The sequence below is a fragment of the Saccharothrix sabaoui genome (assembly GCF_051756985.1).
In the GTDB taxonomy this organism is placed as follows: Bacteria; Actinomycetota; Actinomycetes; order Mycobacteriales; family Pseudonocardiaceae; genus Actinosynnema.
This window is the reverse complement of record NZ_JBPKJK010000098.1, coordinates 1-26060: the sequence shown is the minus strand read 5'-3', so window position 1 is coordinate 26060 and position 26060 is coordinate 1. Positions and strand designations below refer to the sequence as shown.

General features: G+C 74.9%; 23 protein-coding genes. 8 read left to right on the top strand and 15 right to left on the bottom strand.

Annotated elements, in window-relative coordinates:
• Window positions 1-30 precede the first annotated feature (30 nt).
• Window positions 31-936 carry a proteasome assembly chaperone family protein gene (locus tag ACR807_RS26575; protein WP_438924150.1) on the bottom strand — a complete coding sequence of 302 codons (906 nt, stop codon included), beginning with the start codon at window positions 934-936 and terminating at the stop codon, window positions 31-33.
• A gap of 140 nt (window positions 937-1076) precedes the next feature.
• On the opposite strand from ACR807_RS26575, the gene ACR807_RS26570 reads away from it, so the two are divergent.
• The 4 genes from ACR807_RS26570 (at window position 1077) to ACR807_RS26555 (ending at window position 6264) form a co-directional block, all read left to right on the top strand.
• Window positions 1077-3017 (top strand): ABC transporter ATP-binding protein, encoded by a 1941-nt coding sequence (locus tag ACR807_RS26570; RefSeq protein WP_438924149.1) that lies wholly within the window; start codon window positions 1077-1079, stop codon window positions 3015-3017.
• 81 nt (window positions 3018-3098) lie between these two features.
• Complete coding sequence (locus tag ACR807_RS26565) at window positions 3099-3782, top strand: aspartate/glutamate racemase family protein (protein ID WP_438924140.1); 684 nt, start codon at window positions 3099-3101, stop codon at window positions 3780-3782.
• A gap of 184 nt (window positions 3783-3966) precedes the next feature.
• Window positions 3967-4509, top strand: coding sequence for a hypothetical protein (locus ACR807_RS26560; RefSeq protein ID WP_438924139.1), 543 nt, complete (start codon window positions 3967-3969; stop codon window positions 4507-4509).
• A gap of 378 nt (window positions 4510-4887) precedes the next feature.
• Window positions 4888-6264, top strand: coding sequence for a PucR family transcriptional regulator (locus tag ACR807_RS26555; protein ID WP_438924138.1), 1377 nt, complete (start codon window positions 4888-4890; stop codon window positions 6262-6264).
• A gap of 21 nt (window positions 6265-6285) precedes the next feature.
• On the opposite strand, the gene ACR807_RS26550 is transcribed toward ACR807_RS26555, so the two are convergent.
• Window positions 6286-6732 carry a hypothetical protein gene (locus tag ACR807_RS26550; RefSeq protein WP_438924137.1) on the bottom strand — a complete coding sequence of 149 codons (447 nt, stop codon included), beginning with the start codon at window positions 6730-6732 and terminating at the stop codon, window positions 6286-6288.
• Window positions 6733-6804: 72 nt separating this feature from the next.
• Here ACR807_RS26550 and ACR807_RS26545 point away from each other — a divergent pair, with 72 nt between their 5' ends.
• Window positions 6805-7437 (top strand): maleylpyruvate isomerase family mycothiol-dependent enzyme, encoded by a 633-nt coding sequence (locus tag ACR807_RS26545; RefSeq protein WP_438924136.1) that lies wholly within the window; start codon window positions 6805-6807, stop codon window positions 7435-7437.
• A gap of 167 nt (window positions 7438-7604) precedes the next feature.
• Here ACR807_RS26545 and ACR807_RS26540 read toward each other — a convergent pair whose 3' ends face one another.
• A complete protein-coding gene (locus tag ACR807_RS26540) occupies window positions 7605-8114 on the bottom strand; it encodes a hypothetical protein (protein WP_438924135.1) in 510 nt (169 codons plus the stop codon).
• A gap of 128 nt (window positions 8115-8242) precedes the next feature.
• Here ACR807_RS26540 and ACR807_RS26535 point away from each other — a divergent pair, with 128 nt between their 5' ends.
• On the top strand, window positions 8243-8479 hold the full coding sequence (locus ACR807_RS26535; protein ID WP_438924134.1) for a hypothetical protein: 237 nt from the start codon (window positions 8243-8245) through the stop codon (window positions 8477-8479).
• 27 nt (window positions 8480-8506) lie between these two features.
• On the opposite strand, the gene ACR807_RS26530 is transcribed toward ACR807_RS26535, so the two are convergent.
• Genes ACR807_RS26530 through ACR807_RS26490 form a run of 9 tightly spaced genes read right to left on the bottom strand, consistent with a single transcriptional unit; the run spans window position 8507 to window position 21843 of the window.
• Entirely contained in the window at window positions 8507-9607 is a 1101-nt protein-coding gene (locus ACR807_RS26530) for a chymotrypsin family serine protease (RefSeq protein WP_438924133.1), read from the bottom strand.
• Window positions 9608-9658: 51 nt separating this feature from the next.
• Window positions 9659-10480 (bottom strand): sugar phosphate isomerase/epimerase family protein, encoded by an 822-nt coding sequence (locus ACR807_RS26525; protein ID WP_438924132.1) that lies wholly within the window; start codon window positions 10478-10480, stop codon window positions 9659-9661.
• 13 nt (window positions 10481-10493) lie between these two features.
• The gene (locus ACR807_RS26520; protein WP_438924131.1) at window positions 10494-11888 is read right to left on the bottom strand and encodes an alkaline phosphatase family protein; all 1395 of its coding nucleotides are present in this window, start codon (window positions 11886-11888) and stop codon (window positions 10494-10496) included.
• Entirely contained in the window at window positions 11885-13042 is a 1158-nt protein-coding gene (gene eboE, locus ACR807_RS26515; RefSeq protein WP_438924130.1) for a metabolite traffic protein EboE, read from the bottom strand. Before eboE ends, ACR807_RS26520 begins: the two co-directional genes overlap by 4 nt.
• A complete protein-coding gene (locus ACR807_RS26510) occupies window positions 13039-13905 on the bottom strand; it encodes a TatD family hydrolase (RefSeq protein WP_438924129.1) in 867 nt (288 codons plus the stop codon). The genes eboE and ACR807_RS26510 overlap by 4 nt, the downstream gene beginning before the upstream one ends.
• Window positions 13902-15413, bottom strand: a complete 1512-nt coding sequence (locus ACR807_RS26505) for an EboA domain-containing protein (protein ID WP_438924128.1) — start codon at window positions 15411-15413, stop codon at window positions 13902-13904. The genes ACR807_RS26510 and ACR807_RS26505 overlap by 4 nt, the downstream gene beginning before the upstream one ends.
• Complete coding sequence (locus tag ACR807_RS26500; RefSeq protein ID WP_438924127.1) at window positions 15410-16231, bottom strand: SCO3242 family prenyltransferase; 822 nt, start codon at window positions 16229-16231, stop codon at window positions 15410-15412. The genes ACR807_RS26505 and ACR807_RS26500 overlap by 4 nt, the downstream gene beginning before the upstream one ends.
• On the bottom strand, window positions 16228-17364 hold the full coding sequence (locus tag ACR807_RS26495) for an inositol-3-phosphate synthase (protein ID WP_438924126.1): 1137 nt from the start codon (window positions 17362-17364) through the stop codon (window positions 16228-16230). The genes ACR807_RS26500 and ACR807_RS26495 overlap by 4 nt, the downstream gene beginning before the upstream one ends.
• Window positions 17365-21843 (bottom strand): carbohydrate-binding protein, encoded by a 4479-nt coding sequence (locus ACR807_RS26490; RefSeq protein ID WP_438924148.1) that lies wholly within the window; start codon window positions 21841-21843, stop codon window positions 17365-17367.
• 347 nt (window positions 21844-22190) lie between these two features.
• On the opposite strand from ACR807_RS26490, the gene ACR807_RS26485 reads away from it, so the two are divergent.
• Entirely contained in the window at window positions 22191-22787 is a 597-nt protein-coding gene (locus ACR807_RS26485; RefSeq protein ID WP_438924125.1) for a TetR/AcrR family transcriptional regulator, read from the top strand.
• On the opposite strand, the gene ACR807_RS26480 is transcribed toward ACR807_RS26485, so the two are convergent.
• From ACR807_RS26480 to ACR807_RS26470, 3 genes are all read right to left on the bottom strand, one after another.
• Window positions 22759-23877 carry a Gfo/Idh/MocA family protein gene (locus ACR807_RS26480; protein WP_438924124.1) on the bottom strand — a complete coding sequence of 373 codons (1119 nt, stop codon included), beginning with the start codon at window positions 23875-23877 and terminating at the stop codon, window positions 22759-22761. The two genes, ACR807_RS26485 and ACR807_RS26480, sit on opposite strands and share 29 nt — an antisense overlap.
• The gene (locus ACR807_RS26475) at window positions 23874-24608 is read right to left on the bottom strand and encodes a sugar phosphate isomerase/epimerase family protein (protein WP_438924123.1); all 735 of its coding nucleotides are present in this window, start codon (window positions 24606-24608) and stop codon (window positions 23874-23876) included. The genes ACR807_RS26480 and ACR807_RS26475 overlap by 4 nt, the downstream gene beginning before the upstream one ends.
• Window positions 24609-24734: 126 nt before the next feature.
• Window positions 24735-25592: a hypothetical protein gene (locus tag ACR807_RS26470; protein ID WP_438924122.1), complete on the bottom strand. Its 858-nt coding sequence runs from the start codon at window positions 25590-25592 to the stop codon at window positions 24735-24737.
• 67 nt (window positions 25593-25659) lie between these two features.
• Between ACR807_RS26470 and ACR807_RS26465 the strand changes: the two genes are divergently transcribed.
• The gene (locus ACR807_RS26465) at window positions 25660-25992 is read left to right on the top strand and encodes a YciI family protein (protein WP_438924121.1); all 333 of its coding nucleotides are present in this window, start codon (window positions 25660-25662) and stop codon (window positions 25990-25992) included.
• Window positions 25993-26060 lie beyond the last annotated feature (68 nt).

The following is a 26060-nucleotide window of genomic DNA, read 5'->3' as shown; positions in this document are numbered from 1 at the left end:
CTCTCGGGACCTGAGCGTTGGACTCTCGGGTCAGTCGCGTTGTTGTTCGGCCAGGAAGCGCTCGAACTCGGCTCCCAGCTCGTCCGCGCTGGGCAGCTCCTCGTCCTCGCCGATCAGCAGGTTCTCCGCCTTCTCGGACGCCTCGGCGAACGCGTCGTACTGCCGCTCCAACGCCTCCACGACCTGCGCCACCTCGGCCGACTCGGACACCTGGCGCGCGATCTCGGCGTCGGTGCGCCGCGCGGCCTCGTTCAGCTCGGCCGCCTGGACCACCAGGCCCGTCGCCTTCGTCACGGCCTGGAGCAGCCCGAGCGCGGCGGCCGGGTAGGCGCCCTGCGCGAGGTAGTGCGGCACGTAGGCGGCGAAGCCCATGGCGTCGAGCCCGGCCTGCCCGAGGCGCAGCTCCAGCAGCGCCGACAGGTTGCCCGGCACCTGCACCCGGTTGAACGGCGACTTCTCACCGACCAGGTCCGGCCTGGTGGCGTGCGAGATCACGGACAGCTTGCGGGTGTGCGGGACGCCCATCGGGATGCCGTGGAAGCCCACCGCCAGCCGCACGCCCCACCGCTCGACCAGCGACCGCACCGCGGCCACGACCGCCTCCCAGCGACGGTCCGGCTCCGGGCCGGTCATCAGCAGGAACGGCGTGCCGACCGCGTCGTGCAGCAGGTGCACGACCAGCTCGGGCGCGGCGTAGTCCTCCCACCGGTCGGTGGCGTAGGTCATCGTCGGCCGCCGCGCGCGGTAGTCGATCAGGTCGTCGACGTCGAACCGGGCGACGACCCGGTGCTCGTGCGCCTCGAGCAGGTGCTCCACGAGCGTCGAACCGGCCGACCCGGCGTCCATGAAACCGTCGAAGTGGTGCAGCAGCACCGCTCCGCTCAGGTCCGGGACGTCGGAGTCGACCTCGAACAGCTCCTCCGGGTCCTGCGCCACGTCGTGCCTCCCCTGATGTTCCACGTGCGGTCTTCTCCCGCTCAACGCCGGGGGGCCGCCGGGCATTCCCGGAAACGGTTGACCTCCAGTCCGCTCCAGGTCCTACGGTCCCCGTCATGGACATGGAGACCACCGCCTGGATGTCGCTCTACCACGTCGCGAACGCGCAGGACGAGAAGCGGCCGTTCTCGGCGGCCACGCTGCGGCGAATACGGGACTTCGCCCGACCGCACCGCGCCCGGCTGTTCCGCTACCTGGCGCTGAGCGTGGTGGGCGCGGTGCTGGCGGTGGTCACGCCGGTGCTCGCGGGCCGGGTGGTGAACGCGATCGTCAACGGCTCGGCGCCGGAGGTGGTGCTGGCGCTGGCGGGGGTCATCGCGGCCATCGCGGTCGCCGAGGCCGGGTTGGGCCTGGTGACGCGGTGGCTGTCGGCGAGCCTCGGCGAGGGCCTCATCCTCGACCTGCGGACCACGGTGTACGACCACGTGCAGCGGATGCCCGTCGCGTTCTTCACCCGCACCCGCACCGGCGCGCTGGTCAGCAGGCTCAACAACGACGTGATCGGCGCGCAGCGGGCGTTCAGCGACACCCTGTCGAGCGTGGCGGGCAACGTGGTGACGCTGGCGCTCACGCTGGTGGTGATGGTCAGCCTGTCCTGGCAGATCACGCTGCTCGCGCTGGTGCTGCTGCCGGTGTTCGTCGTCCCCGCGCGGCGGATGGGGTCGCGCCTGGCGCGGCTGGAGCGCGAGGCCGCCGACCACAACGCGATGATGAGCACGCAGATGACCGAGCGGTTCTCCGCGCCGGGCGCGACGCTGGTGAAGCTGTTCGGCCGGCCGGCGCGCGAGTCGGCCGAGTTCGCCGCGCGGGCGCGCCGGGTGCGCGACATCGGGGTGCGCTCGGCGATGGTGCAGACGGTGTTCCTGACCGCGTTGACGCTGGTGTCGGCGCTGGCGCTGGCCCTGGTGTACGGGCTGGGCGGGTTCTACGCGCTGCGCGGGCAGCTCGACCCCGGCGCGGTGGTGGCGCTGGCGCTGCTGCTGACCAGGCTGTACGCGCCGCTGACCGCGCTGGCCAGTGCCCGGGTCGAGGTGATGAGCGCGCTGGTGAGCTTCGAGCGGGTCTTCGAGGTGCTGGACCTGGAGCCGCTGGTCCGCGAGGCGCCCGACGCGCGGCCGGTGCCGGACGGGCCGGTGGCGGTCGAGTTCGACGACGTCCGGTTCGCCTACCCGGCGGCGGACAAGGTGTCGCTGGCCTCGCTGGAGGAGGTCGCGGTGCTCGACGGCCGCGGCGGCGAGGAGGTGCTGCACGGCGTGTCGTTCCGCGCCGAACCGGGTCAGGTGGTGGCGCTGGTGGGGTCGTCGGGTGCGGGCAAGTCCACGATCGCCTCGCTGCTGCCCCGGCTGTACGACGTGGACTCGGGCGCGGTGCGGCTGTCCGGGGTGGACGTCCGCGAGCTGACCCAGGCTTCGGTGCGCGACGCGCTGGGCGTGGTGACGCAGGACGGTCACCTGTTCCACGAGTCGATCCGGTCGAACCTGCTGTTCGCGCGGCCGGACGCGGAGGACGACGAGCTGTGGGACGTGCTGCGGCGGTCCCGGTTGGCGGACCTGGTGGCGTCGCTGCCCGACGGGCTGGACACGGTGGTCGGCGAACGCGGCTACCGGCTGTCCGGTGGCGAGCGGCAGCGGTTGACGATCGCCCGGCTGCTGCTGGCCAGGCCGCGCGTGGTGGTGCTGGACGAGGCGACCGCGCACCTGGACTCCACGTCGGAGGCCGCCGTGCAGGCCGCGCTGGGCGAGGCGCTGGAGGGGCGGACCGCGGTGGTGATCGCGCACCGGCTGTCGACGGTCCGGGCGGCCGACCTGATCCTGGTGGTCGAGTCGGGCCGGGTGGTGGAGCGCGGCACGCACGCCGAGCTGCTCGCCGCCGGCGGGCGCTACGAGGAGCTGTACCGGACGCAGTTCGCCGACGAGGGGACCGAACCGGCCGGGCGGCGGGAGGAGACCGGGCAGCGGGAGGAGACCGGGCAGCGGGAGGAGACCGGGCAGCGGGAGGAGGCCGCCACCAGCGCGAGCTAGGCGTGCCCGGCGGGTGGGCGGGGCGCGTCGTCGCCGGGAAAATCCGCTGCTCCGGACGGGGTGACAGGGCAGGATCGCGCCATGCGGACCATCGGGTTGATCGGCGGCATGAGCTGGGAGTCGTCGGCCGAGTACTACCGGCTGCTCAACGAGGAGACGCGGCGTCGGCTGGGCGGCCACCACTGCGCGCCGAGCCTGCTGCTGACGGTCGACTTCGCGGAGGTCGAGGAGCTCCAGCGGACCGGGCGGTGGGAGCGGTCGGGCGAGCTGCTGGCCGACGCGGCGCGGCGGCTGGAGGGCGCGGGCGCCGACCTGGTGCTGCTGTGCACGAACACCATGCACAAGGTGGCCGACGCGATCACGGACGCGATCGACGTGCCGTTCGTGCACATCGTGGACGCCACCGCGCGGCGCCTCGCGGGGTACCGGAAGGTCGGCCTGCTCGGCACCCGGTTCACCATGGAGCAGGACTTCTACCGCGACCGGATGCGCGGGCACGGCATCGAGGTGGTCGTGCCCGACGAGCCGGACCGCACGCTCGTGCACGACGTCATCTACGAGGAGCTGACGCGCAACCGGGTGGAGCCCGCCTCGCGCGCCGCGTACCGGGAGGTGATGGCGCGCCTGGTGGAGCGCGGCGCGGAGGCCGTGGTCCTCGGCTGCACGGAGATCACCCTGCTCGTGGACGCCTCGGACGCGACCGTGCCGCTGGTGGACTCGACCCGCCTGCACGTGGAGGCGGGCGTGGACCTGGCGCTCGCCTAGGGTCTCCCCGGTCGTCAGCGCGACGGTGTTCGTGCTCGCGCCGAAGCGCTGGTCACCGCAGCGCCGTTCCCGCACGGTTCCAGGGGTGTCGAGGTGGTGGCGCGGATCACTGCAATTGGCCTGGACGACTTCGGACGAGGTTCGCCGCGCGGTCCGGTCCGTCCCGGTACGGCAGAGTGGTGGCATGGAGCTGACCCCGCGCGCCCTGTTCTCCCTGGCGAGGACCACCGTGGAGACCGCTGTGTCCGTGCCCGGCCGCGTGCTCGACCTGCTGGGCGCGGCCGAGTCCGTGGTGCGCCGGGCCGACGACCTGGTCTCGCGCACCGAACGGGTGGTGGACGAGACGGAGTCGCTGATCGGGCGGGCGCGTGCGGTCACGGCCGCGGCCGAGGCCGTGACCACTGACGTGGGCCGCATCGCGCGCACGTCGCGGGAGCTGGTGGACGACTACGCGCCGCTCGCGCAGAAGGCGCACCCGCTGGCGCAGCGGTTCGTCGACGAGCTGTCGCCGCAGGAGGTGGACGCCGCCGTCGAGCTGGTGGACCGGCTGCCGGTGCTGACCCGGCACCTGATCGACGACGTGCTGCCCATCCTGTCCACGCTCGACCGCGTCGGCCCGGACATCCACCAGCTGCTGGAGGTGACCAACGACCTGCGCCAGGCGATCATCGGCATCCCCGGCTTCACCTGGATGCGCCGCCGCGGCGAGGAGAAGGACGAGGAGTAGCCCGGGGCACAATGCGCGGTGCGCCGTCGGGCGAATGCCGGGGTTTTTCCGGTCCGGACCGGACGGCCCCGCCGAACCCGGTCAGGTCGGCGCATTCCCGGCGCACTCCGGGGAGGAACCCACCAAAGTCGTGCGCGGCGCGAACGGGTAATGCCCAACGCATTGCCTGGTAACGTCACAGCAGGTCAGCGCATTGTCTTGTCACGTGTATGCGTGTTCCGAAAACCGGAGTTGTGATCCCGCTACAACTTTGTCATCACTCGAAAGAGTGAATGACATCAGGGTGGCGCGAAGAATATTTGACACGCCGTCCCGGCTGAATTTATCGTCAGCCGGGCGGAGCCCCAAGGTGGCGCTCCGCCCGGCGGAGGCGGCAGCATGGCGATCCCACCGAACGGCGGGTTGGTGCGGCAGCGGGCGTTCCCGAGGAGCGCGGACCCCCGGACGACCGAGGACCCCCGGACGGCCGGGCACCCCCGGACGACCGGGCACAGCGCGGCGCTGCGGCTCTGGTCCGCGGTCCCGACCGAACTGGCCGAGAAGATGGCGCCCCTGTCCGGCGTCATGGTGCGGGACGCGGTGCGCGAGATCCGCCGGGTGGTGCCCGCCTACGCGCAACCGCTGGAGGGCAAGTTCCGCGAGGTCCTCGTGGGCGCGGTTGAGATGGCGATCGTGAAGTGCTTCGACCGGATCACCGACCCCGACGCGGACGGGGGCGACTGGGAGGACGTGCTGCGCCGCAGCGGGCGCATCGAGTTCCTCGAAGGCCGCACCACGGACTCGTTGCAGACCGCGGTGCGGGTCGGCGCGCGCGTGGTGTGGCGGCACCTGAGCCGGCACGGCCGCGACCTGGGCGTGCCGACCGACACCCTGTTCGCCCTCGCCGACGCGGTCTTCGCGTGGGTCGACGAGCTGTGCCGGGTCGCCGTCGAGGGCTTCGCCGAGGCCCAGGCCAACGCCGGCGGCGCGCTGGAGCGCCGGCGGCGGCAGCTGCTCGAACTGGTGCTCGCCGACCGGCCCGCGTCGCCCCGGGCGGTGGCGGACCTCGCCGGCACGGCCGACTGGCCGCTGCCCGAGCGGGTCGCCGCGGTCGCCCTGGAGTACCGGGAGGACCAGCACCGCCTGCCGCCGGTATCGCTCGGCCGGGACGTGCTCGTGGACCTGGAGAGCCCTGCGCCGTGCCTGGTGGTCGCGAACCCGCGCGGCGGGCCGGAACTGGACCTGCGCGGCCGGCGCGGCGCCGTGGGGCCCACCGTCCCGCTCGCCGACGCGCGGCGGTCGCTCGCGGTCGCCCGGCGCGCCCTCGGGCTCGTGCGGCGGGGCGTGCTGCCCGCCGTGCCGCTCACCTCGTGCGACGAGCACCTGGCCACACTGGCGCTGCTGGCCGACGAGTTCCTGGTGGGCAGGCTCGGCGAACGGGCGCTCGCCGCGTTCGCCGGGCTGACCGTGAAGCAGCGGGAACGGCTGGAGACGACGCTGCTGGCGTGGCTGGAGACGCGCGGCGGCATCGGCGAGATCGCCACCCGGCTCGACGTGCACCCGCAGACCGTCCGCTACCGGATGCACCAGCTGGAGGAGCTGCTGGGCGACCGGCTCGCCGACCCCGACGAGCGGCTCGCGCTGGAGATCGCGCTGCGCACCCGCCGGCTGCTGGACCGCGACCGCGACGCGCCACCTCAGGCGACCCGCCCCCCGGCGGCCCGACCTCCGGCGGCGCACCCCCCGGCGGCGCGGACCTCGGCGGCGCGGACCTGATCTGCGCCGGACCGGGCGGGGTCAGGGGTTCAGCTCGTGCCCCGGCAGCCCCGTCGTGGTGTTGCGCTGCTTCATCTCGGCCTCGTACACGTGCCGCGCGCCGCCGAGCAGCCGCTCCCGCACCTCGCGCTCCCGGTCGCGGAACGCGCGGTAGTAGCCGTCGTCGTAGTCCTCGACCAGCTGGAACGTCCACCGGCCGTGCACCACGTTGCGGCCGACCAGCTCGGCGTCCAGCCGGTCGGCCAGGTCGTCGTGCCCCGCCTCGCGCAGCAGCCGCACGGCCTCCTGGGCCTGGATGTCGGCGGTGCCGGTGAGCTGGTGGAACGAGAACAGGTGCCCGCGCGCCCGTTCGGTGGTCTCCAGCGCCTCGGTCAGCCTGCCGACCGCCTCGACCGTCGTGTCGTCCACGCCCTCCGGCCGCCTGCCCTCGGCCGGCCGCAACCCGTTCCGCTCGTCCACCTCGCCCATGGCGTCCTGTTACCCGCCCCCGGCCGCGTCAACCCACCACGAACGGCTGACCGCGTCGCTACCGTCGGGGGTGTGACTCCCCCGCTGACCGGCGTCGCCGAGGCGCACCGGCGTCTCGTCCACGTCGTCGACGACCTGACCGACGCGCAGGTGGCCGGCCCGTCGCTCCTGCCGGGCTGGACGCGCGGCCACGTGCTGGCGCACCTCGCGGACGCCGCGCGGGCCCGTGCCCAGGTGGTCGAGCACGCGCTGCGCGGCGAGGTCGTGCCGATGTGGGGGCCGGGTGAGCGCGACGCGGTCATCGGGGCCACCGCGTCCCGTTCGGCGGCGGAGCACCGCGCCGCCACCGCCGAGCACGCGACCCGCTTGGAACGGGCCTGGGCCGCCGTCGACTGGCCCGACCCGTCCCTGGCCCCGGCGGTGTTCACCCGGTGGCGCGAGGTGTGGATCCACCTGGTCGACCTCGACCTGGGCGTACGCCCCGCCGAGTGGGGCGCGGAGTTCTCCTGCCACGTCGTCGACGTCCTGCGCGCCCGGCTGCCGGAGGGCTTCTCGCTGCACGCCACCGACACCGGCCGCACGTGGGGCGGGGGCACCCGCGTCGCCGCCGCGTCGCGCGACCTGGCCGCCTGGCTGGCCGGCCGTACCCCCGAGCGCCCACTCACCGCACCCCTCCCGCCCCTGGGCCCCTGGCCCACCTACTGACCCGCGAGTCCAACGCTCACGACCCGCGAGTCATGCGCTCACGACCCGAGAGTCCAACGCTCAGGACCCCTGAGTTCTGCGTTCACGGCTCACACCGTTAGGCACGAACGCCGGACACAGGGGTCGCGAGCGCATGACTCGCGGGTCGGGAAGGCATGACTCGCGGGTCAGGTGGTGGCGGCGGCTTCCAGGAGGGCCCGGGTCGAGCCCATGCCGTGGTGGTCGGTGTCGGCGGACATGGCGGCCACCTCGCGGAGCAGCGGGGTGATCGGCACGCCCGCGTCGTGGGCCGCCGTGACGATGGACTGGAGGGCCAGCACCTCGTCCCTCGTGTCCGCCCCCAGGTCGCGCAGCGACAGCAGGAGCAACGACGAGCGCACGCCCTCGGTCGTCGCCGGGAACACCCGGTTCACCGCCCAGCGGAACGACGTGCACCGGGCGAACAGCGCCCGCAGGGCCGGGCGGGACGCCGGGTCGGCCGCGTAGCGGTCCAGCACCTCGGCGAGCAACGCCTCCGCCTCCGCCCGCACGCCCGCCTCGTCCAGCGGGGCGGGCGCGGCGCTCATCTTCTCCACCCAGTCCGGGTCGTTGACGTCCACCGGGCGCTTCGCGATGGGTTCGAGCACGGCGTCCAGCTCCGCCACGCCCGCTTCGACTGCACTGAGGTCCGCGGTCACGGCACGCACGCTATCGGGCACGGGTCCGAGGTCCCCCGGTATTCGGGACTTTGGTCCCTGCGGAACGGCCCGCGCCGTGCCGAAACATGGGTACAGGCGGCGAAAGGGTGTCGATCCGAATGCTTCTCGTGAGTTCGCGCAGTGCGGTGGACGTGACCCGGTACCTCGACGCGGTCGTCGCGAACCTGAAGTTGGCGGGTGTCGCCGTGGCACGGGTGGAGGTGGACCTCGACCCGGCGGCGCCCTTCGAGGCACGCCTGGTGACCGAGCGGGGCAACGTGCTGCGCTGGCACCAGGACCGCGGGTGGGTCGGGCGGCAGGAGGGGGACGCCGCCCGACCCCCGAGCGGCTACAGCGCGATCTAGGGACGTGGGCCGCGGCGGGACAGCGGGTTACAGGGGGATGTAGACGCCGAAGTCGCGCGTGGCGGTCCGGAAGTCCTGGAACCCGATCCGCGCGCCCGCCGCACGGGTCACGGTGCCCTTGGCGATCACGCCGCCCGCCGACGACGGCCCGTACACCGGTCCGCCGCTGTCGCCCGGCCGGGCCGACTGCTGCCCGTTCACCTGCTCGCCCTCCACGAGGTCCTCGCGGTCGGCGTAGAAGAACAGGACTTCGATGCCGCACACGGGGTTGCCGGTCTCCCGCGCGCTGGTGACGCCGGACTGGCACAGGTACTCGCCGGTGTAGACGTCGCCCCAGCCGCGCACGACCTCGACGGAGTTGCTGTCGCCGCCGCCGACGTACTGCTGGTTCACCACGTTGCCCGTGGGCACCAGCATGATGTCGTGGTCGGGGTGCTCGGCGCCGGCCGTGCCGATGTACTCGCCGGTGGGGTCGGTGACGCGGACGCCGGGGTTGCCGCAGTGGCCCGCGGTGAGCAGGAAGCGGGCGTTGTCGCCGTTGCGGACGGAGAACCCGGACGTGCAGGCCGCGCCGCCGAGCACGATGGTCGCGCCGCCCTTCCACGGCGGGCTGTCGTCCTGCCGGGACACGGGTGCCAGCGGTTCCTCGACGACGGTGCGCACCGGCACGTCCACGGCCGCGTCGAGACCGAGCGCGGCGGCCTCGGAGGTGGCGCCGAGGACGAGCCCGCTGCCGTCCGCGGGGACCTTGACGGCGTGCACGGCGGGTCCGCGGCGAGCGTCGAGGACCTTGGCGGCCTCGCGCAGCTCGGCGTCGGAGTGGGCGGCGGCCTCGAACTCCACCGGCGCCTCGCCCCGGGCCGCGGCGGCGCGCACGGCGGCGGGCACCTCGCCCTTCCACCACAGCGCGACGTGGTCGTCCTCCAGGACGAGGCCCGCGAACCCGGCGTGACCGCCGCGCAGGACCTCGGCCTGGATGGTGTCGGCGGTGCGGACGAGCGGTTGCCGGGCGAGCATCCGGTCCAGGTCGGTCACGGGCTTCCCGGCGGCGGAGGTGGGCGCGGTACCCAGGGCGGTCGTCGCGACCAGGGCCGCGAACAGGGCGAACGTCCTGCGTGCTGTCCTCACGAGCGGTGCTCCTCCGGGTCGCTGAGGCGCGGGCGGTCGGGGGGTGACCGGTCAGAACCGCAGGTCGGTCAGGTACTCGTAGCCGGTCCGGGCGGTGGCCAGGGCGTCGGCGGGCTGGTCGTTCTCCACGATGTACTCGGCGACCCGCGTCGAGCGGAAGATGCGGGCGAAGTCGATCGTGCCCTCGCCCGGGTCGGCGAACGAGCCGTCGGGCGCGCGGTCCTTCACGTGGAACTGGCGGACCCTCGGGAAGTGCTCGCGGTACAGCGCGACCGGGTCCACGCCGCCGGTCACCGCCCAGTACAGGTCCAGTTCGAGGTGCACGTTGCGGCGCGACGTGCCCGAGGTGATCACGTCGAACGGCCGCACGCCCTCGACGGCGGCGAACTCGTGGGCGTGGTTGTGGTAGCCCAGGGCCAGGCCCGCGCGGCGCAGCTCCTCCCCCGCCGCCTCCAGCCGGGTGGCGAACGCCCGCCACCCGGCCAGGGTCGCGTGGTTCACCCACGGGACGACCACGTAGGTGTTGCCGAGGGTGCGGGCGTCGGCGATCACCTGGTCGAGGTCGCCGTCGATGCCCACGTGGCAGGACGTGGCGCGCAGGCCGGTGCGGCGCAGGACGCGGGCGAACTCGGCGGCGGTGCGCCCGTAGGTGCCGGCCAGCTCCACGCGGCGGTAGCCGATGTCGGCGAGCGCGGACAGCACGGGCTCCGGGTCGTCGCCCATGATGCCGCGCAGGGTGTAGAGCTGGATGCTGATCGACCGGCGCGGCACCCGGCGGTGCGGGTGGTGGGGCGACGCCGAGGCGCCGGCCGGCAGGGCGGCGACGGCTCCGGTCGCCAGGGCGGTGCTCAGGAACGCGCGGCGGGTGGGCACAGGGGACTCCTCGTCATCGGGGTGACAGCCCTTGCAGGGTCAGCAGGAGGTCGCGGACGGCGGTCGCGGGCAGCCGCCCGGTGCGCTCGACGACGGCGGGCGGGGTGGGGGCCGAGCACAGCAGCACCGGGCCGTCGGCGGGGTCGTCGGGCAGCCGGCCGTGCGTGCCGCGCACCACCGAGGGGTCCAGCGGCACGGTCTTCATGGCGTAGCGCAGGCCGAGCTTCTTGCGCACGAGGTTCGCGCCCGCCTTGGCCTTGGCGAGCCGGTCGGCGGGGTCGAAGAACAGCTCCGCCGGGTCGTAGCCGGGTTTGCGGTGGATCTCCACGCCCCGCGCGAAGTCCGGCGCGCGCTCGTCGTCCAGCCAGTAGTAGTAGGTGAACCAGGCGTCCGGCTCGGCGACCGCCACCAGCTCGCCGGACCGCTCGTGGTCCAGCCCGACCGCGCCCTGGGCGGCGCGGTCCAGGACGGTGTCCACGCCCTCCAGCCCCTCCAGCACGGCGCGGGTCTTCGCCACGTCCGAGGGGTCGGCCACGTAGACGTGCGCGACCTGGTGGTCGGCCACCGCGAAAGCCCTCGACGTCCACGGGTCCAGGTACTCCATCCCGGCCTGGGCGTGCACCTGGAGCAGCCCGGCGCGGCGCAGCGCCCGGTTCACGTCGACCGGCCGCCTGGCCGCCGTGATGCCGTACTCGGACAGGGCGACGACGGTGGCGCCGGCGGCGTGCGCGTCGCGCAGCAGCGGCTCCACGGCGCGGTCCACGTCGCGGGCGGCCCGCACCGCCTCGGGCGAGTCCGGCCCGTACCGCTGGAGGTCGTAGTCCAGGTGCGGCACGTACACCAGCAGCAGGTCCGGCCGGTGGGTGGCGAGCACCCGCCGCGCCGCGCCCGCGATCCACTCGCTGGAGGCGATCGAGGCGGTCGGCCCCCAGTACTGGAACAGCGGGAACTCGCCCAGCTCCTCGACCAGCCGGTCGCGCAGGTCCGCCGGCCGCACGTACGCGTCGGGCGACTTGCGGCCGTCCGCGTGGTAGACGGGGCGCGGGGTGACGGTGACGTCGGTGGTCGCGCCCATGGCGTACCACCAGCAGACGTTGGCCGTGGTGTGGTTCGGGTCGAGCCGGCGCGCGGTCTCCCACACCTTCTCGCCGCGCACGAGGCGGTTGTGCTGCCGCCACAGGAAGACCTCGCCCAGCTCGCGGAAGTACCAGCCGTTGCCGACCACGCCGTGCTCGGCGGGGGTGAGCCCGGTGAGGAAGGTCGACTGGACCGAGCAGGTCACGGCGGGCAGCACGGTGCCCAGCTCGGCGCGGAACCCCCGTTCGCCGAGCGCCCGCAGGTTCGGCATGTGCGGCAGCAGGGCGGGCGTCATGCCCACCACGTCGAGCACGACCAGCGGGGTCGTCACGGGTGCACCTCCAGCGGCAGTTCGGCGGTGGCCCAGCGCAGCTCGGCCGCGATCCCCTCGACCAACCGCCGGTCGGCGAGGTCCCCGCCGGTGGGGTCCCCGTCGGTGGGGTCCCCGTCCGGGTGGCCGTCGGCGGCGGGGTCGGGCAGGACGGACCAGGTGTAGGTCTCCACCTCGACGTCCGGGGTGTGGCCGACCTCCCGGACCGCCCGGAGCGCCCCCTTGAGCACGTCGGTGGTGGCGCGCAGCGGCGCGGGCGGCTCGGCGTGCAGCGGCACGTGGAAGTGCACGCGCCACGGCCCGCCGGTCGGCAGCTCCGCGAACGCCTCGGGCAGGTCGTCCGCCCGGTGCACGCGCCCGTCCACCAGCGCCCGGACCTGGTGCAGGTAGCGGGGTTCGGCGAACGCGCCGAGCGCGGCGGGCGCGTCGACCGGGTCGGGCAGCTCCAGCGCCGCCGACGCCTGCACCTTCACCACCCGCAGGCCCGCGTCGGCGATGGACCGCACCGCCTCGGCCGGGTCGGCGAACGACACGGCGAGGTGGCACGTGTCGAGGCAGATCCCGACGTGCTCGGGGTCGACGCGGCCCGCCAGGAGCCGCACGGCGTCCGCGACGGTGTCCACCACGCAGCCGGGTTCGGGTTCGACGGCCAGCCGGACGGTGCGGCCGGTGCCGCCGGCCAGCCGGCGCAGCGCCGCCGCCGCCTCGCCCAGCACGTCGAGCGCGCGGGCGTGCTCGACGTCGGACCACGGGTGCCGCCACGCCAGCGGCAGGGTGGAGATGCTGCCCTCGCCGCCCTCCGGGAGGAGGTCCGCCAGCACGGTCGCGCAGTCGAGCGTGTAGTCCAGGCGCTCGGTGGTCGTCCAGTCCGGGTGGTAGACGGCGTGCTTGACCACGTCCCGGTGGAACCCGCCGTAGGGGAAGGCGTTGAGGGTGCGCACGACGAGGCCGCGCGCGTCGAGCGCGGTGCGCAGCCCGGCCCGCCGGGCGGGGTCCTCGGCGAGGGCCTTCGCGACCGGCGCGGACAGCCACAGACCCAGGCCCAGCTCCCCGCCGACGCGGTCGCGCACCGGCACGGCGTACCGGTCGAGCTGGGCGAGCACGCCGGGCAGGTCCTCGGCGGGGTGGACGTTGGTGCAGTAGGAGAGGGTCACGAGCCACCGCCCCCGGACGGGGTCCCGCGCAGGATCGAGTTGCCCGCGAACGTCTGCGGCGCGTCCGGCTCGTCGAGCACCAGCCGCCCGCTCTGCCCGTAGAACTCGACCGGGTTGTGCCACAGCACCCTGTCCACGTCGGACCGCGCGAACCCGGCCGCGAGCATCGCCTGCCCGGTGCGGTAGGTCTTGAGCGGGTCGGAGCGGCCCCAGTCGGCGGCCGAGTTGACCAGCACCCGCTCGGTGCCGTGCTCGCGGAGGATGGCCACCATGCGCTCCTCGTCCATCTTGGTGTCCGGGTAGATGGAGAAACCCGCCCAGCACCCGGAGTCCTTCACCGCGCGCACGGTCACCTCGTTGAGGTGGTCGACGACCACGCGTTCCGGCGGGAGGCCGGACTCGCGCACCACGTCCAGCGTGCGCAGCGTGCCGGCGAGCTTGTCGCGGTGCGGGGTGTGCACGAGGGCGGGCAGGCCGTGCGCGACGGCCAGTTCGAGCTGCCGGGCGAACGCGTCGTCCTCCTCCGGCGTCATCGAGTCGTACCCGACCTCGCCGACCGCCACCACGCCGTCCTTGGCCAGGTAGCGGGGCAGCAGGTCGAGCACCTCGGCGCACCGGGGGTCGTTGGCCTCCTTGGGGTTCAGCGCGAGCGCGCAGTGGTGCCGGATGCCGAACTGGGCGGCCCGGAACCTCTCCCACCCGATGAGGGAGTCGAAGTAGTCCACGAACGACGCGGCGGACGTGCGCGGCTGGCCGAGCCAGAACGCGGGTTCCACCAGCGCGGTGACGCCCACCGCGGCCATGGACTCGTAGTCGTCCGTGGTGCGCGAGGTCATGTGGACGTGCGGGTCGAAGATCCTCACGGCGTCCTCCCCAGCAGGCGCAGCGCGTCGGCGGGCACGTCCCGGCCGGCGGCCTCGCGTTCGGCGGCGTAGTCGGCGGTCATGCGCAGCAGCTCGTCGTCGGTCCGGTCCCGCAGGCCGTGCACGGCGGCCAGCGGGATGCCGGTGAACAGGCACTTCAGCACCCCGTGCCGCCAGGTGTGCGGGTCGAGGTGACGGGCGGCGAACGGTCCCAGCGCGGCGGCGACGAGGCGGGTGTCGTTGGCGCGCAGCGCGTCCCGCACGATCGGCAGGCCCACGTCCGGGTCGGTGTCCGGGGTGAGGGCCCGCAGCACGCCCCGCCGCTCGGCGTCGTCGCCGTACCGGTAGAGGGCGGGCAGCTCGGACGCGTCGGGCAGGGCGGCGACGAGCCGGGCGCGGGCGGCGTCGTCCACCGTGCCGTGCACCAGGCCGCCGGGGTCGTCGTCCCGCAGCGGTCCGCGCCCGACCTCGCGGCCGACGGTGGGGAAGAGGACGCGGATGGCGGTGGGGTCGGCGCGGACGCGGCGTTCGGCCCCGGTCACCCAGTCGACCGCGGCCGGCCGGTCGGGCGCGGCAGGCCAATCGGACCCGGCAGGCCGATCGGGCGCGGCCGGCCGATCGGACCCGGCGGCGGACCCGGCGGTGGGCGCGGGGGCGGACACGGCGGTGGGCGCGGCCGTGACGGGCGCGGCGGTGGCGGCGGTGAGGGCGGCGAGCGCCCGGCGGGCCACCTGCGGCGCGGCGTGGCTGTGCCGGGGCAGCTCGACGGCGGCCAGGCCCCGGTAGCCGGTGTCGACCAGCGCGGCGAGGGTCGCGCGCAGGTCCAGCTCGCCCTCGCCGAACTCCAGGTGCTCGTGGACGCCCGGCAGCATGTCGTCCAGCTGCACGTTGACCAGCAGGTCGCCGGTCCGGCGGACGCACGCGGCGGCGTCCTCGGGTTCGACGGCCACGCAGTGCCCCACGTCGAGGGTGACGCCCAGCGGCGCGGGGTCGCCCAGCTCGGCGCGCAGGGCCAGCGCCTGGTCGAGCCGTTCGACGACGTGCCCGGGTTCGGGCTCCAGGCCCAGCCGCACCCCGGCGCGGTCGGCGAGGTCGACCACCCGCGCGGTGCCGGCGCGCAGCCGGTCCCACGCGCCCTCCGGTTCGGCGGCGACGCCGGCCCAGAACGACACGCAGTGCGCGCCGAGGTCGCGGGCGACGAGGATCGCCCGGCCGAGGAAGTCGACCCGCCGGTCCTGCCCCTCGGACACCAGGGTCGGGTGGTGCTTGCGGTGGGCGTCGAGGAGGTAGCGCGCGCCGGTCTCGACCACGACGGCGAGGTCCAGCTCGGCCAGCCGCCGGGCCACCGCGTCCACCCGGGCGGGGAGGTCGTCGGCGTACGGGTCGAGGTGGTGGTGGTCCAGCGTCAGCGCCACGCCCCGGTAGCCGAGGTCGGCGATGACCGCGAGGGCGTCGTCGAGCCGGTGGTTGGCGAACCCGTTGGTGCCGTAGCCGAGCCGGAACGTCACGTCGGCCCCACCTTCCGGCCGAACCGCCGCGCGAGCGGCAGCGCGCACGCCACGGCCAGCGCCGACCGCAGCGGGCCCCGGGCGGCCAGCGCGGCCTGGAGGGGCACCATGCCGTGGATGCCGGCGACGGTCGCCGCCCGCACCCGCCGGGCGGAGGGGTCCTCCAGCGCGGCGAGCTGCGCGCGGCCCACGAACGCCGCGTACCCGAGTGCGCCGACCGCCGACCGGGGACCGCGCGCGGCGACCGCCACCGCCGTCGCGCAGGTCCCGACCAGCGCCGCCCGCGCCACCGACGGCGACGTGCCGTGCACCTCGCCGCGCGACAGCACCGTCACGCCCAGGGTGTGCGCGGCCAGCGCGCCGGCGGCGGGCAGGGCGGCCCGGCGGGCGCCCGGCGCGGCGCCCAGCAGCACGTCCAGCCCTCGGCACGCGGCCACGGCGACCGGGCCGAGGGCGGTGTCCTTCAGCACCGTGTCGTAGGCCCAGACCGCGCCCGCCAGCGCGCCCGCGGTGGCCAGCGACCGGCGACCGCCGGCGCAGGCCGCCAGGCCCAGGCCGATGGCGGTGAGGCCGCCCGCGACGGCCAGCGCGGCCCCCGGCGGCACCTGCCCGGACGGGATGGGCCGCTCCGGGCGCTCGACGGCGTCCACCGACCGGTCGGCCCAGTCGTTGAGCGCCATGCCCGCCCAGTACAGGGCGACCGAGGACAGCGGCAGCAGGAGCCGGCGACCGCGCAGGACGCCGCCGGCCCCCGCCACCGCGTCACCGAGCACGGTCAGCGCCGCCGGCGCGCGGACCAGCCGCAGGTAGGGGTTCACAGCTCGCCCACCCACTCGACCAGCCGGCGGGTCTGCTCGGCGAACCCGTGCTCGGTCGAGCCGAGCGGGTCCTTGAAGAAGAACCCCAGCGCGTCCTGCACGCCCACCCGGCCGGCGCGGTGCGCCGCGGCGAGCAGCCGGGCCAGGTCGAGCACCAGCGGCGCGGCCAGCGACGAGTCCAGGCCGGACCAGGTGAACTGCAACGACATGCGCGCGCCCAGGAACCCCTCGAACGACACGTGGTCCCACGAGGTCTTGCGCTCGCCCAGGTCGGGCACGTTGTCGATGTGCAGCGGCGCGACGACCGGGTGCCCGAGCAGCGCGGCGAGCCCGGACGCCTTGGTGCGCAGCTTGCTGGACGCGTGCTCGGGGTCCTCCAGGGTGGCCCCGTCGCCGCCGCCGAGCAGGTTGGTGCCCGCCCACGACAGCACGTGCAGCGCCCGCGCGGTGAACATCGGCGCGAGCACCGTGCGCACCAGGGTCTCCCCCGTCTTGCCGTCGCGCCCCGCGTAGGGGACGCCGACGACGGCGGCCAGCTCGTCCAGCGCGGGCAGCGCCACCCCGGTGGAGGGGGTGAAGTCCACGAACGAGCAGCCCGCCTTGAACGCCGCGTAGGCGGCCAGGGAGCTGGGCGGCAGGACGTCCCGCCCGGCCGACAGGGCGCGCTCCAGGGCGGCCAGGTCGGCGTGCTCGGGGCGCGGCGGCGCGGGCGGTTCGGTGGAGGCCACGTTGACCACCACGACCCGGTCGAGCGAGTGCCGTGCGCGGAACGACGCCAGGTCGGCGACGAGCCGCGCGGCCACCTCGACCTGCGGCCCCTGCGGCACGTCCCGCAGTTCGGCCTGCACCTCGGCGAGGCCCGCCGCGACGGGCCCGAGCAGGTCGGCCGGGACGACGCCCGCCCGCGCCAGGTGCTCGGCCCGCTTCGCGAGCGGGGTGGACACCACGTCGTGCCCGCCGACCACCAGCGAGTCCCACGGGGGCAGCGCCCCGTCGGGCAGGTCGGCGTCGAGCAGGGCGGTGACGCTGCCGGTCGGCGGCACCAGGCCGGCGCGCAGGCCCAGGAGCCCGCACACCGCCGTGGTCGCCACCGATCCGCGCGCGCCGATCAACCACAGACCGGTCCGTCGCACTCACAGCTCCTTGATCCGGATGTCGCGGAACCACACGTCGTCGCCGTCGCCGTGGTTCTGGAGGCCGATGTGCCCCCGCGCGAGGTCGCGCGCGGGGTCCGTGCTGGTGAAGTCGTTGATCTTCACCCCGTTGAGGAAGACCTCGATGCGCTGCCCGCGCACCGCGATCTCGTAGGCGTTCCACTCGCCGGGCGGCTTGAGCGCCCGGTCGCGGGCCGGGATGTCGGCCGACTGGAACGAGTAGACCGCCCCGGTGGTGCGGTCGGGCGCGTCGGTGGCGTCGACCTGGATCTCGTAGCCCCGGTCCACGGCGACCCACGGGTCGGTGCCGGGGTCGGGGAAGCCGACGAACAGGCCGGAGTTGTCGTCGCCCGCGACCTTCCAGTCGAACCGCAGCCGGTAGGAGCCGAACTCCTCGCCGAACCAGAGCAGGCCCATGCCGCCCTCGCTGCGCACGGAGCAGTCCTCCTCCTCGACGAACCGGCCCGGTCCGGCCTGCCGCCAGCCGGCGAGGCCGTTGCCGTCGTAGAGGGCGCGGTAGCCGCGTTCGGGCCGTGCGCAGGGCGAGGTGATCGGCTTGTGGCGCACGTGCCGCACGGTGTCGACGTCGAACAGCGCGCCCGCCGCGCCGCCCCTGAACACCAGGTGCAGCGTCCGCACGCCGCCCTCGGTCACCACCTTCGGCCCGAGGTCGAGGTAGGTGTCCCAGCCGCCGGTGGACGGGACGGTCACCGGCTCGTGCACCAGGGGCCCGGTGGGCGAGTCGGCGCGGGCCTCCAGCGTGCCGCCGATGCCGCCGGAGGACACCCGGTAGCCGAGGGCGGCGGTCCGCCCGAGGTCGACGCCGGGGTAGGACACCCAGTCGCCGTCGTGGACGTCGCCGACCCGCTTGCCGCCCTGGGCGGTGGTCCGGTCGTGGACGACGACGCCCTGCTGCCCACCCAGCGACTCGGCGGGCACGTCGACGGTGAGCGCGGTGCCGGGGCCGCGCAGGCGGATGGTGTCGACGTCGAACAGCGCGCCGCGCCCGCCCTCGAAGCGGAAGTACAGCCGCTTCGTGCCGCCGGGGTCGGTGATCGCCGCGGGCGCGAGGTCCGCGTAGTTCCGCCACCCGCCGGTGCCGGGGACGGTGGCGGTCTGCACCAGCGGGCCGTTCAGCGCGCCGGAGCGGACCTCGATCCGGCCGCCGGCGGAGCCCGAGGCGACCCGGTAGCCGATGCCGGTCACGCCCGCCAGGGACACCGCGTCGAACGCGATCCAGTCGCCGTCGTGGACGTCGCCGACCTGCGCGCCGCCCTGGGCCGCGGCGTCGCGGACCACCGACGTGCCGCGCTGGGCGCTGTGCGACTCGGCCGGGGTGGGCCGGGTGTGCTCGGGGGCCGGGGCCGGCGGGTCGGCCGCGAAGTGGACCGCGTCCACGTCGAACAGGCTGCCGCTGCCCTTGAAGACCAGGTACAGGGGGTGCGTGCCGCCGGGGTCGGTGATCGCGGAGGGCGCGATGTCGACGTAGGTGTCCCACCCGCCGGTGCTCGGCACGGCGACGGACTGCACGAGGGCGCCGGTGGGCGAGTCGGCGCGCACCTCGATCGTGCCGCCGTTGCCGCCGGAGGACACCCGGTAGCCGATGCCCGTGACGCCGCCGAGGTGCACCGGGTCGAACGCGATCCAGTCGCCGTCGTCGACGTAGCCGACGCGCTTGTCGCCCTCGGCGGTGCCCGCCTCGACGACCTGGACGCCGCGCATGGTGCTGAAGAACTCGGCCTGCTTGTGCCTCGGTTGCAGGACCGCCTCGTCCTCGCCGGTCAGCGCGGGCGCGCCCGGTGCCCCGGTGTCGGTGTAGGAGGCGTTGACGACGCCGAAGACGTTGGCGTCCACGCCGTGCCCGCCGTCGGACGGGGTGGCGATGACGCCCTCGCAGCCGGTGGCGCGGGACAGCGGGTGGCCGTGGCTGTCGTGGCCCAGGACGTATTCCACGACGACCTTGGCGCAGTCGACCCGCCCGTCCTCGGGGTCGGTGACGGTGACCTTGAACGGCACCTGGTCGCCGAAGGAGAACACCCGGCCGTCGGCGGGCGCGTCCAGCACCACGACGGGCGCGGTGTTGCCGACGTCGACCACCGCGCTCGCCGCGCCGACCAGCCCGGTCGGGTCGGTCACCGACAGCTTCGCGGTGTACCGGCCGATGGTGGTGTAGGTGTGCGTGACGGGCCCGGCGGTGGTGGAGTCGGTGGTGCCGTCGCCGTCGAAGTCCCACGCGTACGCGAGCGCGCCGCCGTCCTCGTCGGCGGTGCCCGCCGGGTCGAACCGCACGGTCAGCGGCGCCGGGCCGGAGGTCCTGTCGGCCGCCAGCTTCACCGCGGGCGTGTGGTGGCCGCGGGTGTGGTCGATCCGGTAGACCGCCGAGTCGGGCGCGCCGCCGAAGTAGCCGCTGCCGTAGTCCAGCACGTAGAGCGAGCCGTCCGGGCCGAACTCCAGGTTCATCGGCCTGGTCAGCGTCATCGAGTCGAAGAACGGGGTGATCGCGCCGCGCTCGCCGCCCTCGCCGACGTCGACGGTCTTGATCCAGCCGCGGTCCCACTCGTAGGCGAAGGTCTTGCCGTCGAAGTGCTCGGGGAACTTCGTCTGCACGTCCAGGTCCGGGTCGTGGTGGTAGGTGGGGCCGCCCATCGGCGACTCGCCGCCGGTGCCGAACTCGGGCACCGAGCCGCCGTCGTAGGGGATCCACGCGGGTTGCACGGGCGGCAGGTCCACCAGGCCGGTGTTGCGCGGGCTGGTGTTCTTCGGCGCGTCGCAGGAGAACGCCCCGCCGGACGCGCCGGTGGCGAAGTCGTGGTCGACGTACGGGACGTCGTTCCCGACGCAGTAGGGCCAGCCGTAGTTGCCGGGTCCCTTGACCAGGTTGAACTCGACGCTGCCGCCGGGGCCGCGGGCCGGGTCCGCCGACCCGGCGTCGGGGCCGTAGTCGCCCAGGTGCAGCCAGCCGGTGGCCTTGTCGACGGCGAACCGGAACGGGTTGCGGAAGCCCATGGCGTAGATCTCGGGCCGGGTCCTGTCCGTGCCGGGCGCGAACAGGTTGCCCTCGGGCACGGTGTAGGTGCCGTCGTCGGCGACCTTGATCCGCAGCACCTTGCCGCGCAGGTCGTTCGTGTTGGCGCTGGAGCGCTGGGCGTCGAACGCCGGGTTGCGGGTGGCCCGCTCGTCGATCGGCGTGTAGCCGTCGGAGGCGAACGGGTTGGTGTCGTCGCCGGTCGACAGGTACAGGTTGCCCTGCGCGTCGAAGTCGATCTCGCCGCCCGCGTGGCAGCACAGGCCGCGGTCGGCGGGCACCCGCAGGACCTGCTGCTCACTGGCCGGGTCGAGCACGCCGTCCGCGCCGAGCCTGAAGCGGGAGAGCTGGTTGTGGCCCCGGAACGGCGCGAAGTCGGCCTCGGTCCCGTTCTCCGGCGCGTCGCCGGCGGGGGTGTCCAGGACCGGCGCGTAGTACAGGTAGACCCACCCGTTGGTGGCGAAACCCGGATCGATCGCGACGCCCTGGAGGCCGTCCTCGTCGTGGTTGTAGACCGGGACCCGCCCGGCGAGGGTCGTGGACGCCTCGGGCGTGGTCAGCCACACCCGGCCGTCGCGCGAGGTGTGCAGGACGCGGCGGTCGGGCAGGACGGCCAGCGCGATCGGCTCGCCGGTCTCCTCCTCGCCGAGCGCGAGGGTGATCTGGTCGAAGTCGGCGTCGGTCGGCGGTCCGGGCGGCTCGTCGCCGGGCTCGCAGTCCGCCGGGGCCGTGCCCAGCGCGTACCGCAGGCCGCCGAGCAGGTGCTGCCGGAACGCGGGGTCGGCGTAGGACTCCTCCGTGTGGCCCATGCCGGTGTACCAGGACCGGCCCTCGCCGGGCGTGTGGCACCAGGAGATCGGGTGGTCGCCGGACGGGTCGGTGGGCGCGTAGCTGGTCTCGTCCAGCGCGGCCAGGACCTTGACGGCCGTGCGCGGGTTGGACCGGTAGCTGTACCACTCGTCGGTGCGCGTCCAGGTCTCCGGCAGGTGGGCCGTGGACGGGTGGTCGTGGTCCTCGACCTCCACCTCGGCCCGCTGGACGGGCGGGTGCGACCTGAAGTAGGAGCCGACCAGCTCGCCGTACCAGGGCCAGGAGTACTCGGTGTCGGCGGCGGCGTGCACGCCCGCGTACCCGCCACCGCCCTCCACGAACCGCTCGAACGCCTGCTGCTGGGCCTCGTCGAGCACGTCGCCGGTGGTGGAGAGCCAGACGACCGCGTCGAACCGGGCGAGGTTGGCGTCGGTGAACGCGCCCGCGTCCTCGGTCGCCTCGACGGTGAACCCGCCGGCCGCGCCCAGCTCGGTGACGGCGGCGATCCCGGCCGGGATCGAGCCGTGGCGGAAGCCCGCCGTCTTGGAGAAGACGAGGAGGTGCTCGCCGTCGGGGTGCGCGGCGTCGGGGTGCGCGGCCGAGGGGGTCGCGACCAGGGTCATCGCCGCCAGCGCCGCGACCGTCGCCAGGGCGGCCGGGCGCGTGGGGGGCCTCGTGGGCGTGCTTCGCTTACCTCGCACCGCTTTCTCCTCGTTCGCACATCGCTGGGCTTCGCGGACGGTGAGGCTTGTGGTCCAGCTCACAGAGTCGGACGTGAGGGCAATTCTGTTTGCGTTAGACTGAAGTGCGCAAGACTTTCGCGTGTTTTTGACGAAAGTCCTGCACGAATGGACGAAAGTCGAGTACCGGTGACCACCCAGCGTCAGGGGCGGAAAAGCCTCCGGGCGCGACGCCCCGACCGGGCCGTCGTGGATGATGGGCCGGTGCGACGACCAGCGGCGGGCCCGTGATGGGCGGTTACCTGAAGGGCCGCATCCGCCGTGAGGACATCATCACGGCGGCCGTCGCGGTGTACGGCGAGGCCGGGTACCACGGCTCGTCGCTGCGCGAGATCGCCAAGCGCGCGGGGATCACGCACGCCGGGCTGCTGTACTACTTCCCCACCAAGGAGGCGCTGCTCGCGGCCGTCCTGGAGCGGCGGGACACCGAGGACGCCGAGCGCGAGCGGCTGGAGGCGCCGCCCGGCCTCGACGTGCTGCGGCACTTCCTGGCGCTGGCCGAGCACAACACCCGCCACCCCGGCATCGTCGACCTGTACTCGCGGCTGGCGGCCGAGGCCGTGGCGCCCGACCACCCCGCGCACTCCTACTTCGTCGACCACTACCGGATGGCCCGCGAGGGCGTGCTCGACTCGTTCCGGGCGTTGGCCGAGCGCGGCGAGCTGCGGGACGGGATCGACCCGCGGCAGGCCGCGCTGGCGTTCATCGCGCTGATGGACGGCCTCCAGGTGCAGTGGCTGACCACGCCGGACGAGGTGGACCTCGTCGGCTCGCTGCGCTTCTACCTGCGGGCGCTGCTCACCGTCCCGCTGGACCGACCGGGCTGAACGGGTCCCAGTCGGCGGGCAGCGCGGGCGGCACCTCCGCGGTGCTCGCCACGTCCACCCACCGCCCCCGGCCGATCGACTCCTCGATCGAGAGCATCGCGTCGAGCACGTGGTGGGCCAGCTCGCCGGAGGCGCGTTCCGGCACGCCCGCCCGGATCGCGCGGGCCAGCTCCAGCGCGCCCGTGCCGCGCGACGCGGTGTGCCCGACGGCGGCGAGCTCCTCGGGACCGGCGTCCCCCGCCCCGGCCAGGTGCAGCGCGGTGGACCCGTCGAAGCGGTTCGGGTCGGGCAGCACGGCGGTGCCCCCCGTGCCGGAGACCTCGATGAAGCCGGTGCGGGACAGCGCCGAGTCGAAGCTGAGCACGAGCTGCGCGGACCCGCCCCGGCGGAACTCGACCAGGGCGGTGACCGTGGTCGGCACGGTCACCGCGAACTCGCTGCCCGCCCGGGGGCCGGAGCCGATGACCCTGGTGTCGCGGGCCCGGCCGCCGGTGGCGGTGACGCGCCGGACCGGGCCGAGCAGCTGGACCAGCGCCGTCAGGTAGTACGGCCCCATGTCGAGCAGCGGCCCGCCGCCCGCCTGGAACAGGAACTCCGGGGCGGGGTGCCAGCTCTCCGGGCCGGGCACCTGGAAGAGGGCCAGGGCGGTGCGCGGTTCGCCGATGCGGCCCGCGTCCACCGCGCGCCGCGCCGTCTGGAAACCCGCGCCGAGCACGGTGTCCGGGGCGCACGCCACGCGCAGGCCGCGTTCCCGGGCGCGGTCGAGCAGCGCGCGGCCGGACGCGCGGTCCAGCGCGAGCGGCTTCTCCACCCACACGTGCTTGCCCGCGTCCAGCGCGGCGAGCCCGACGGGGACGTGCGCGGCGGGCGTGGTCAGGTTGACCACCAGCTCGACCTCCGGGTCGGCCAGCAGCTCGTCGGGCGTCCCCGAGCGCGGGACGCCGTGCTCGGCCGCCCGCGCCGCGGCCCGCGCGGGGTCGAGGTCGGCGACCGCGAGGACCCGCAGGTCCGGGAAGCCCGTCAGGTTCTCCAGGTAGGTGGCGCTGATGACGCCGGCGCCGATCACGCCCACCCCGACCGGCGCGGTCACCGGTCGACCTCGGCGAGGTAGGCGTAGCTGGCCGCGATGCCCTCGAACAGGTCGCCGTCGTAGGCGTCGAACTCGACCACGCGCAGCGCGTCCGGCGCGGCGGCCAGCACCTCGGCCACCGGCACGCCGCCCCGTCCGGCGGGCACCTGGCCGGAGGCGTCCCGCGCGAGGCCGCCGTCCTTGACGTGCAGCGCGTGCACGCGGGCCCCCAGGCGGCGCAGCAGGTCCGGCGCGTGCTCGCCGCCCGCGGTGGCCCAGTAGGTGTCGACCTCCAGCACCACGGCCGGGTCGAGCAGGTCGGCCAGCAGCTCGAAGGCGCTGCGGCCGTCGATCCGCGAGGCCAGCTCCCACCAGTGGTTGTGGTAGCCGACGCGCACGCCGTGCTCCGCCGCGACCGCCGCGGCGGCGTTGAGCGCGTCGGCGGTGGCGGCGACGTCCGCCGGGTCCTCCCACTTCCCGGCCTCGACGTGCGGGTCGACGACGACCTCGGTGCCCAGCTCGACCGCCGCGGCGAACACGGCGTGCTGGTCGGCCCCGATGAGCCGCGCGTGCGCGGTGGGCGCGGTGAGCCCGTGCTCCGGGAGCGCGGTGCGCAGGACGGCGACGTTCTCCAGCACGCCGTAGGGCTCCACCCGGGTGAAGCCGATGGCGGCGAGCCGCCGGAGGGTGTCGTGCGGGTCGGCGGCGAACGCGTCGCGCACCGAGTACAGCTGAACGGAGGTGTTGCCCATCCCCGGGCTCCTGACGTCGACGGTGGCGGCAGTGGGTGTGGAAGCGCTCCCACAGTTTTCTACCACTTGGTAGAAATTCGCACCAGACCCCGGATCAGCGGTGCGGGGACCCCTGCGCGCCGCCGTTCACGACGCCGCGTCCAGGCCCCTGCCGGCGAGGTGACCGTGCGGTCGCGTGCGGCGCAGGGTCTCCGCGCGGTCGTGGACCGCGAGCACGGCCTCCTTCAACCCCCCGCCGAACTCGTTGCGGAACGCGAAGGTGGCCCAGGTGGTGCGGCCGTCCACGATCGTGTCGTCGATGACCAGCCAGCGGCGTTCGTCCGAGCGCTCGGGCGTGGCCAGGGCGGCCACGCACAGCCTGGTGCGCTCGACCTCGGCGAGGAGCTGTCCGGGCGTGAGCACGTCCAGCGACGCCGGCCGCTCGCCCGGCCCGTCCGCGGGCACGTCCAACGCCGCGCACAGCCACTCGCGCAACCCGGTCGTCGGGCCCCCGTCGGTCGGCAGGCCCCGGACCTGCCGGACCAGTTCCCCCGCCGTGCGGGCCGAGAACAGGCGGGGGTAGGGGCGGTCCGCCCGCCGGGGGGTCAGCGCGGACACCGGCGAGGTGAGCCCGAACCCGGCCGCGAAGACGGCCTCCTTCGCGCGGGCGAAGTCGTCGTCGTCGAGCAGGGTGGCGGGGGAGCCGTCGGGGTGCCGGTGGTTGGGCGCGAGCGCCGCGGCGAGGCCGTACCGGCCGACCACGAGGACGATCGGCGCGCCGGCCGAGGTCGCCTCGCCCGGGACGGTGATGCTGCCGCGGTGCTCGCCCCCCTCCGGCAGGTGTTCGACGGCGCACCGGCGGCCGAACGCCGCCCCCAGTGCCCCGGACAGCCGTTCGACCCCGGCCCGCACGACACCCGGGTCCAGGAGGAGGGGGCGCGCGAGGCGGTCGGGGGCGTCGAGGTCGAGCAGGAACGCGCACAGGTCTTCAGCGGTGACGGGCACGGCAGGATGGTCGCAGGCGCCCCCGCACGACGAGGTCGAGCGGGCGGCGCACCGGAGGGAGACGGCCATGCCGAAGTTCGTGACCATCGGGTACGGGGACCAGGAGGGCTACGACCGCACCGACGCGGCGGTGCTCGACGAGGCGCACGCGCACGACGCCCGCCTGGGCGCGACGGGGGCGGTCATGGGGATCGCGGGCACGCCCGTGCGGGTGCGCAACCACGACGGCGCCGGCACGACCGCGGAGAGCGGGCCCTTCCTGTCCTCGGCCCTCCCGGTCGCCGGGTTCGCGGTCATCGAGGCGGCCACGCTGGAGGAGGCGGTCCGGCTCGCGTCGAAGGCGCCGTGCGCGGTGGCGCACGGCGTGGTCGAGGTCTGGCCGCTGCGGGAGGCTCCGTAGGCCGCACGGGGGCCGCGCCGGGGGTGCGGCGAGCAGGGCCCGGTGTCGCGGTACCTGCTGGCGGCGAC

Coding starts and splice junctions, on each gene's coding strand:
- ACR807_RS26570 (WP_438924149.1), top strand. CDS start 1,077: ATGTCGCTCTACCACGTCGCGAACGCGCAGGACGAGAAGCGGCCGTTC.
- ACR807_RS26565 (WP_438924140.1), top strand. CDS start 3,099: ATGCGGACCATCGGGTTGATCGGCGGCATGAGCTGGGAGTCGTCGGCC.
- ACR807_RS26560 (WP_438924139.1), top strand. CDS start 3,967: ATGGAGCTGACCCCGCGCGCCCTGTTCTCCCTGGCGAGGACCACCGTG.
- ACR807_RS26555 (WP_438924138.1), top strand. CDS start 4,888: ATGGCGATCCCACCGAACGGCGGGTTGGTGCGGCAGCGGGCGTTCCCG.
- ACR807_RS26550 (WP_438924137.1), bottom strand. CDS start 6,732: ATGGGCGAGGTGGACGAGCGGAACGGGTTGCGGCCGGCCGAGGGCAGG.
- ACR807_RS26490 (WP_438924148.1), bottom strand. CDS start 21,843: ATGACCCTGGTCGCGACCCCCTCGGCCGCGCACCCCGACGCCGCGCAC.
- ACR807_RS26485 (WP_438924125.1), top strand. CDS start 22,191: ATGGGCGGTTACCTGAAGGGCCGCATCCGCCGTGAGGACATCATCACG.
- ACR807_RS26475 (WP_438924123.1), bottom strand. CDS start 24,608: ATGGGCAACACCTCCGTTCAGCTGTACTCGGTGCGCGACGCGTTCGCC.
- ACR807_RS26465 (WP_438924121.1), top strand. CDS start 25,660: ATGCCGAAGTTCGTGACCATCGGGTACGGGGACCAGGAGGGCTACGAC.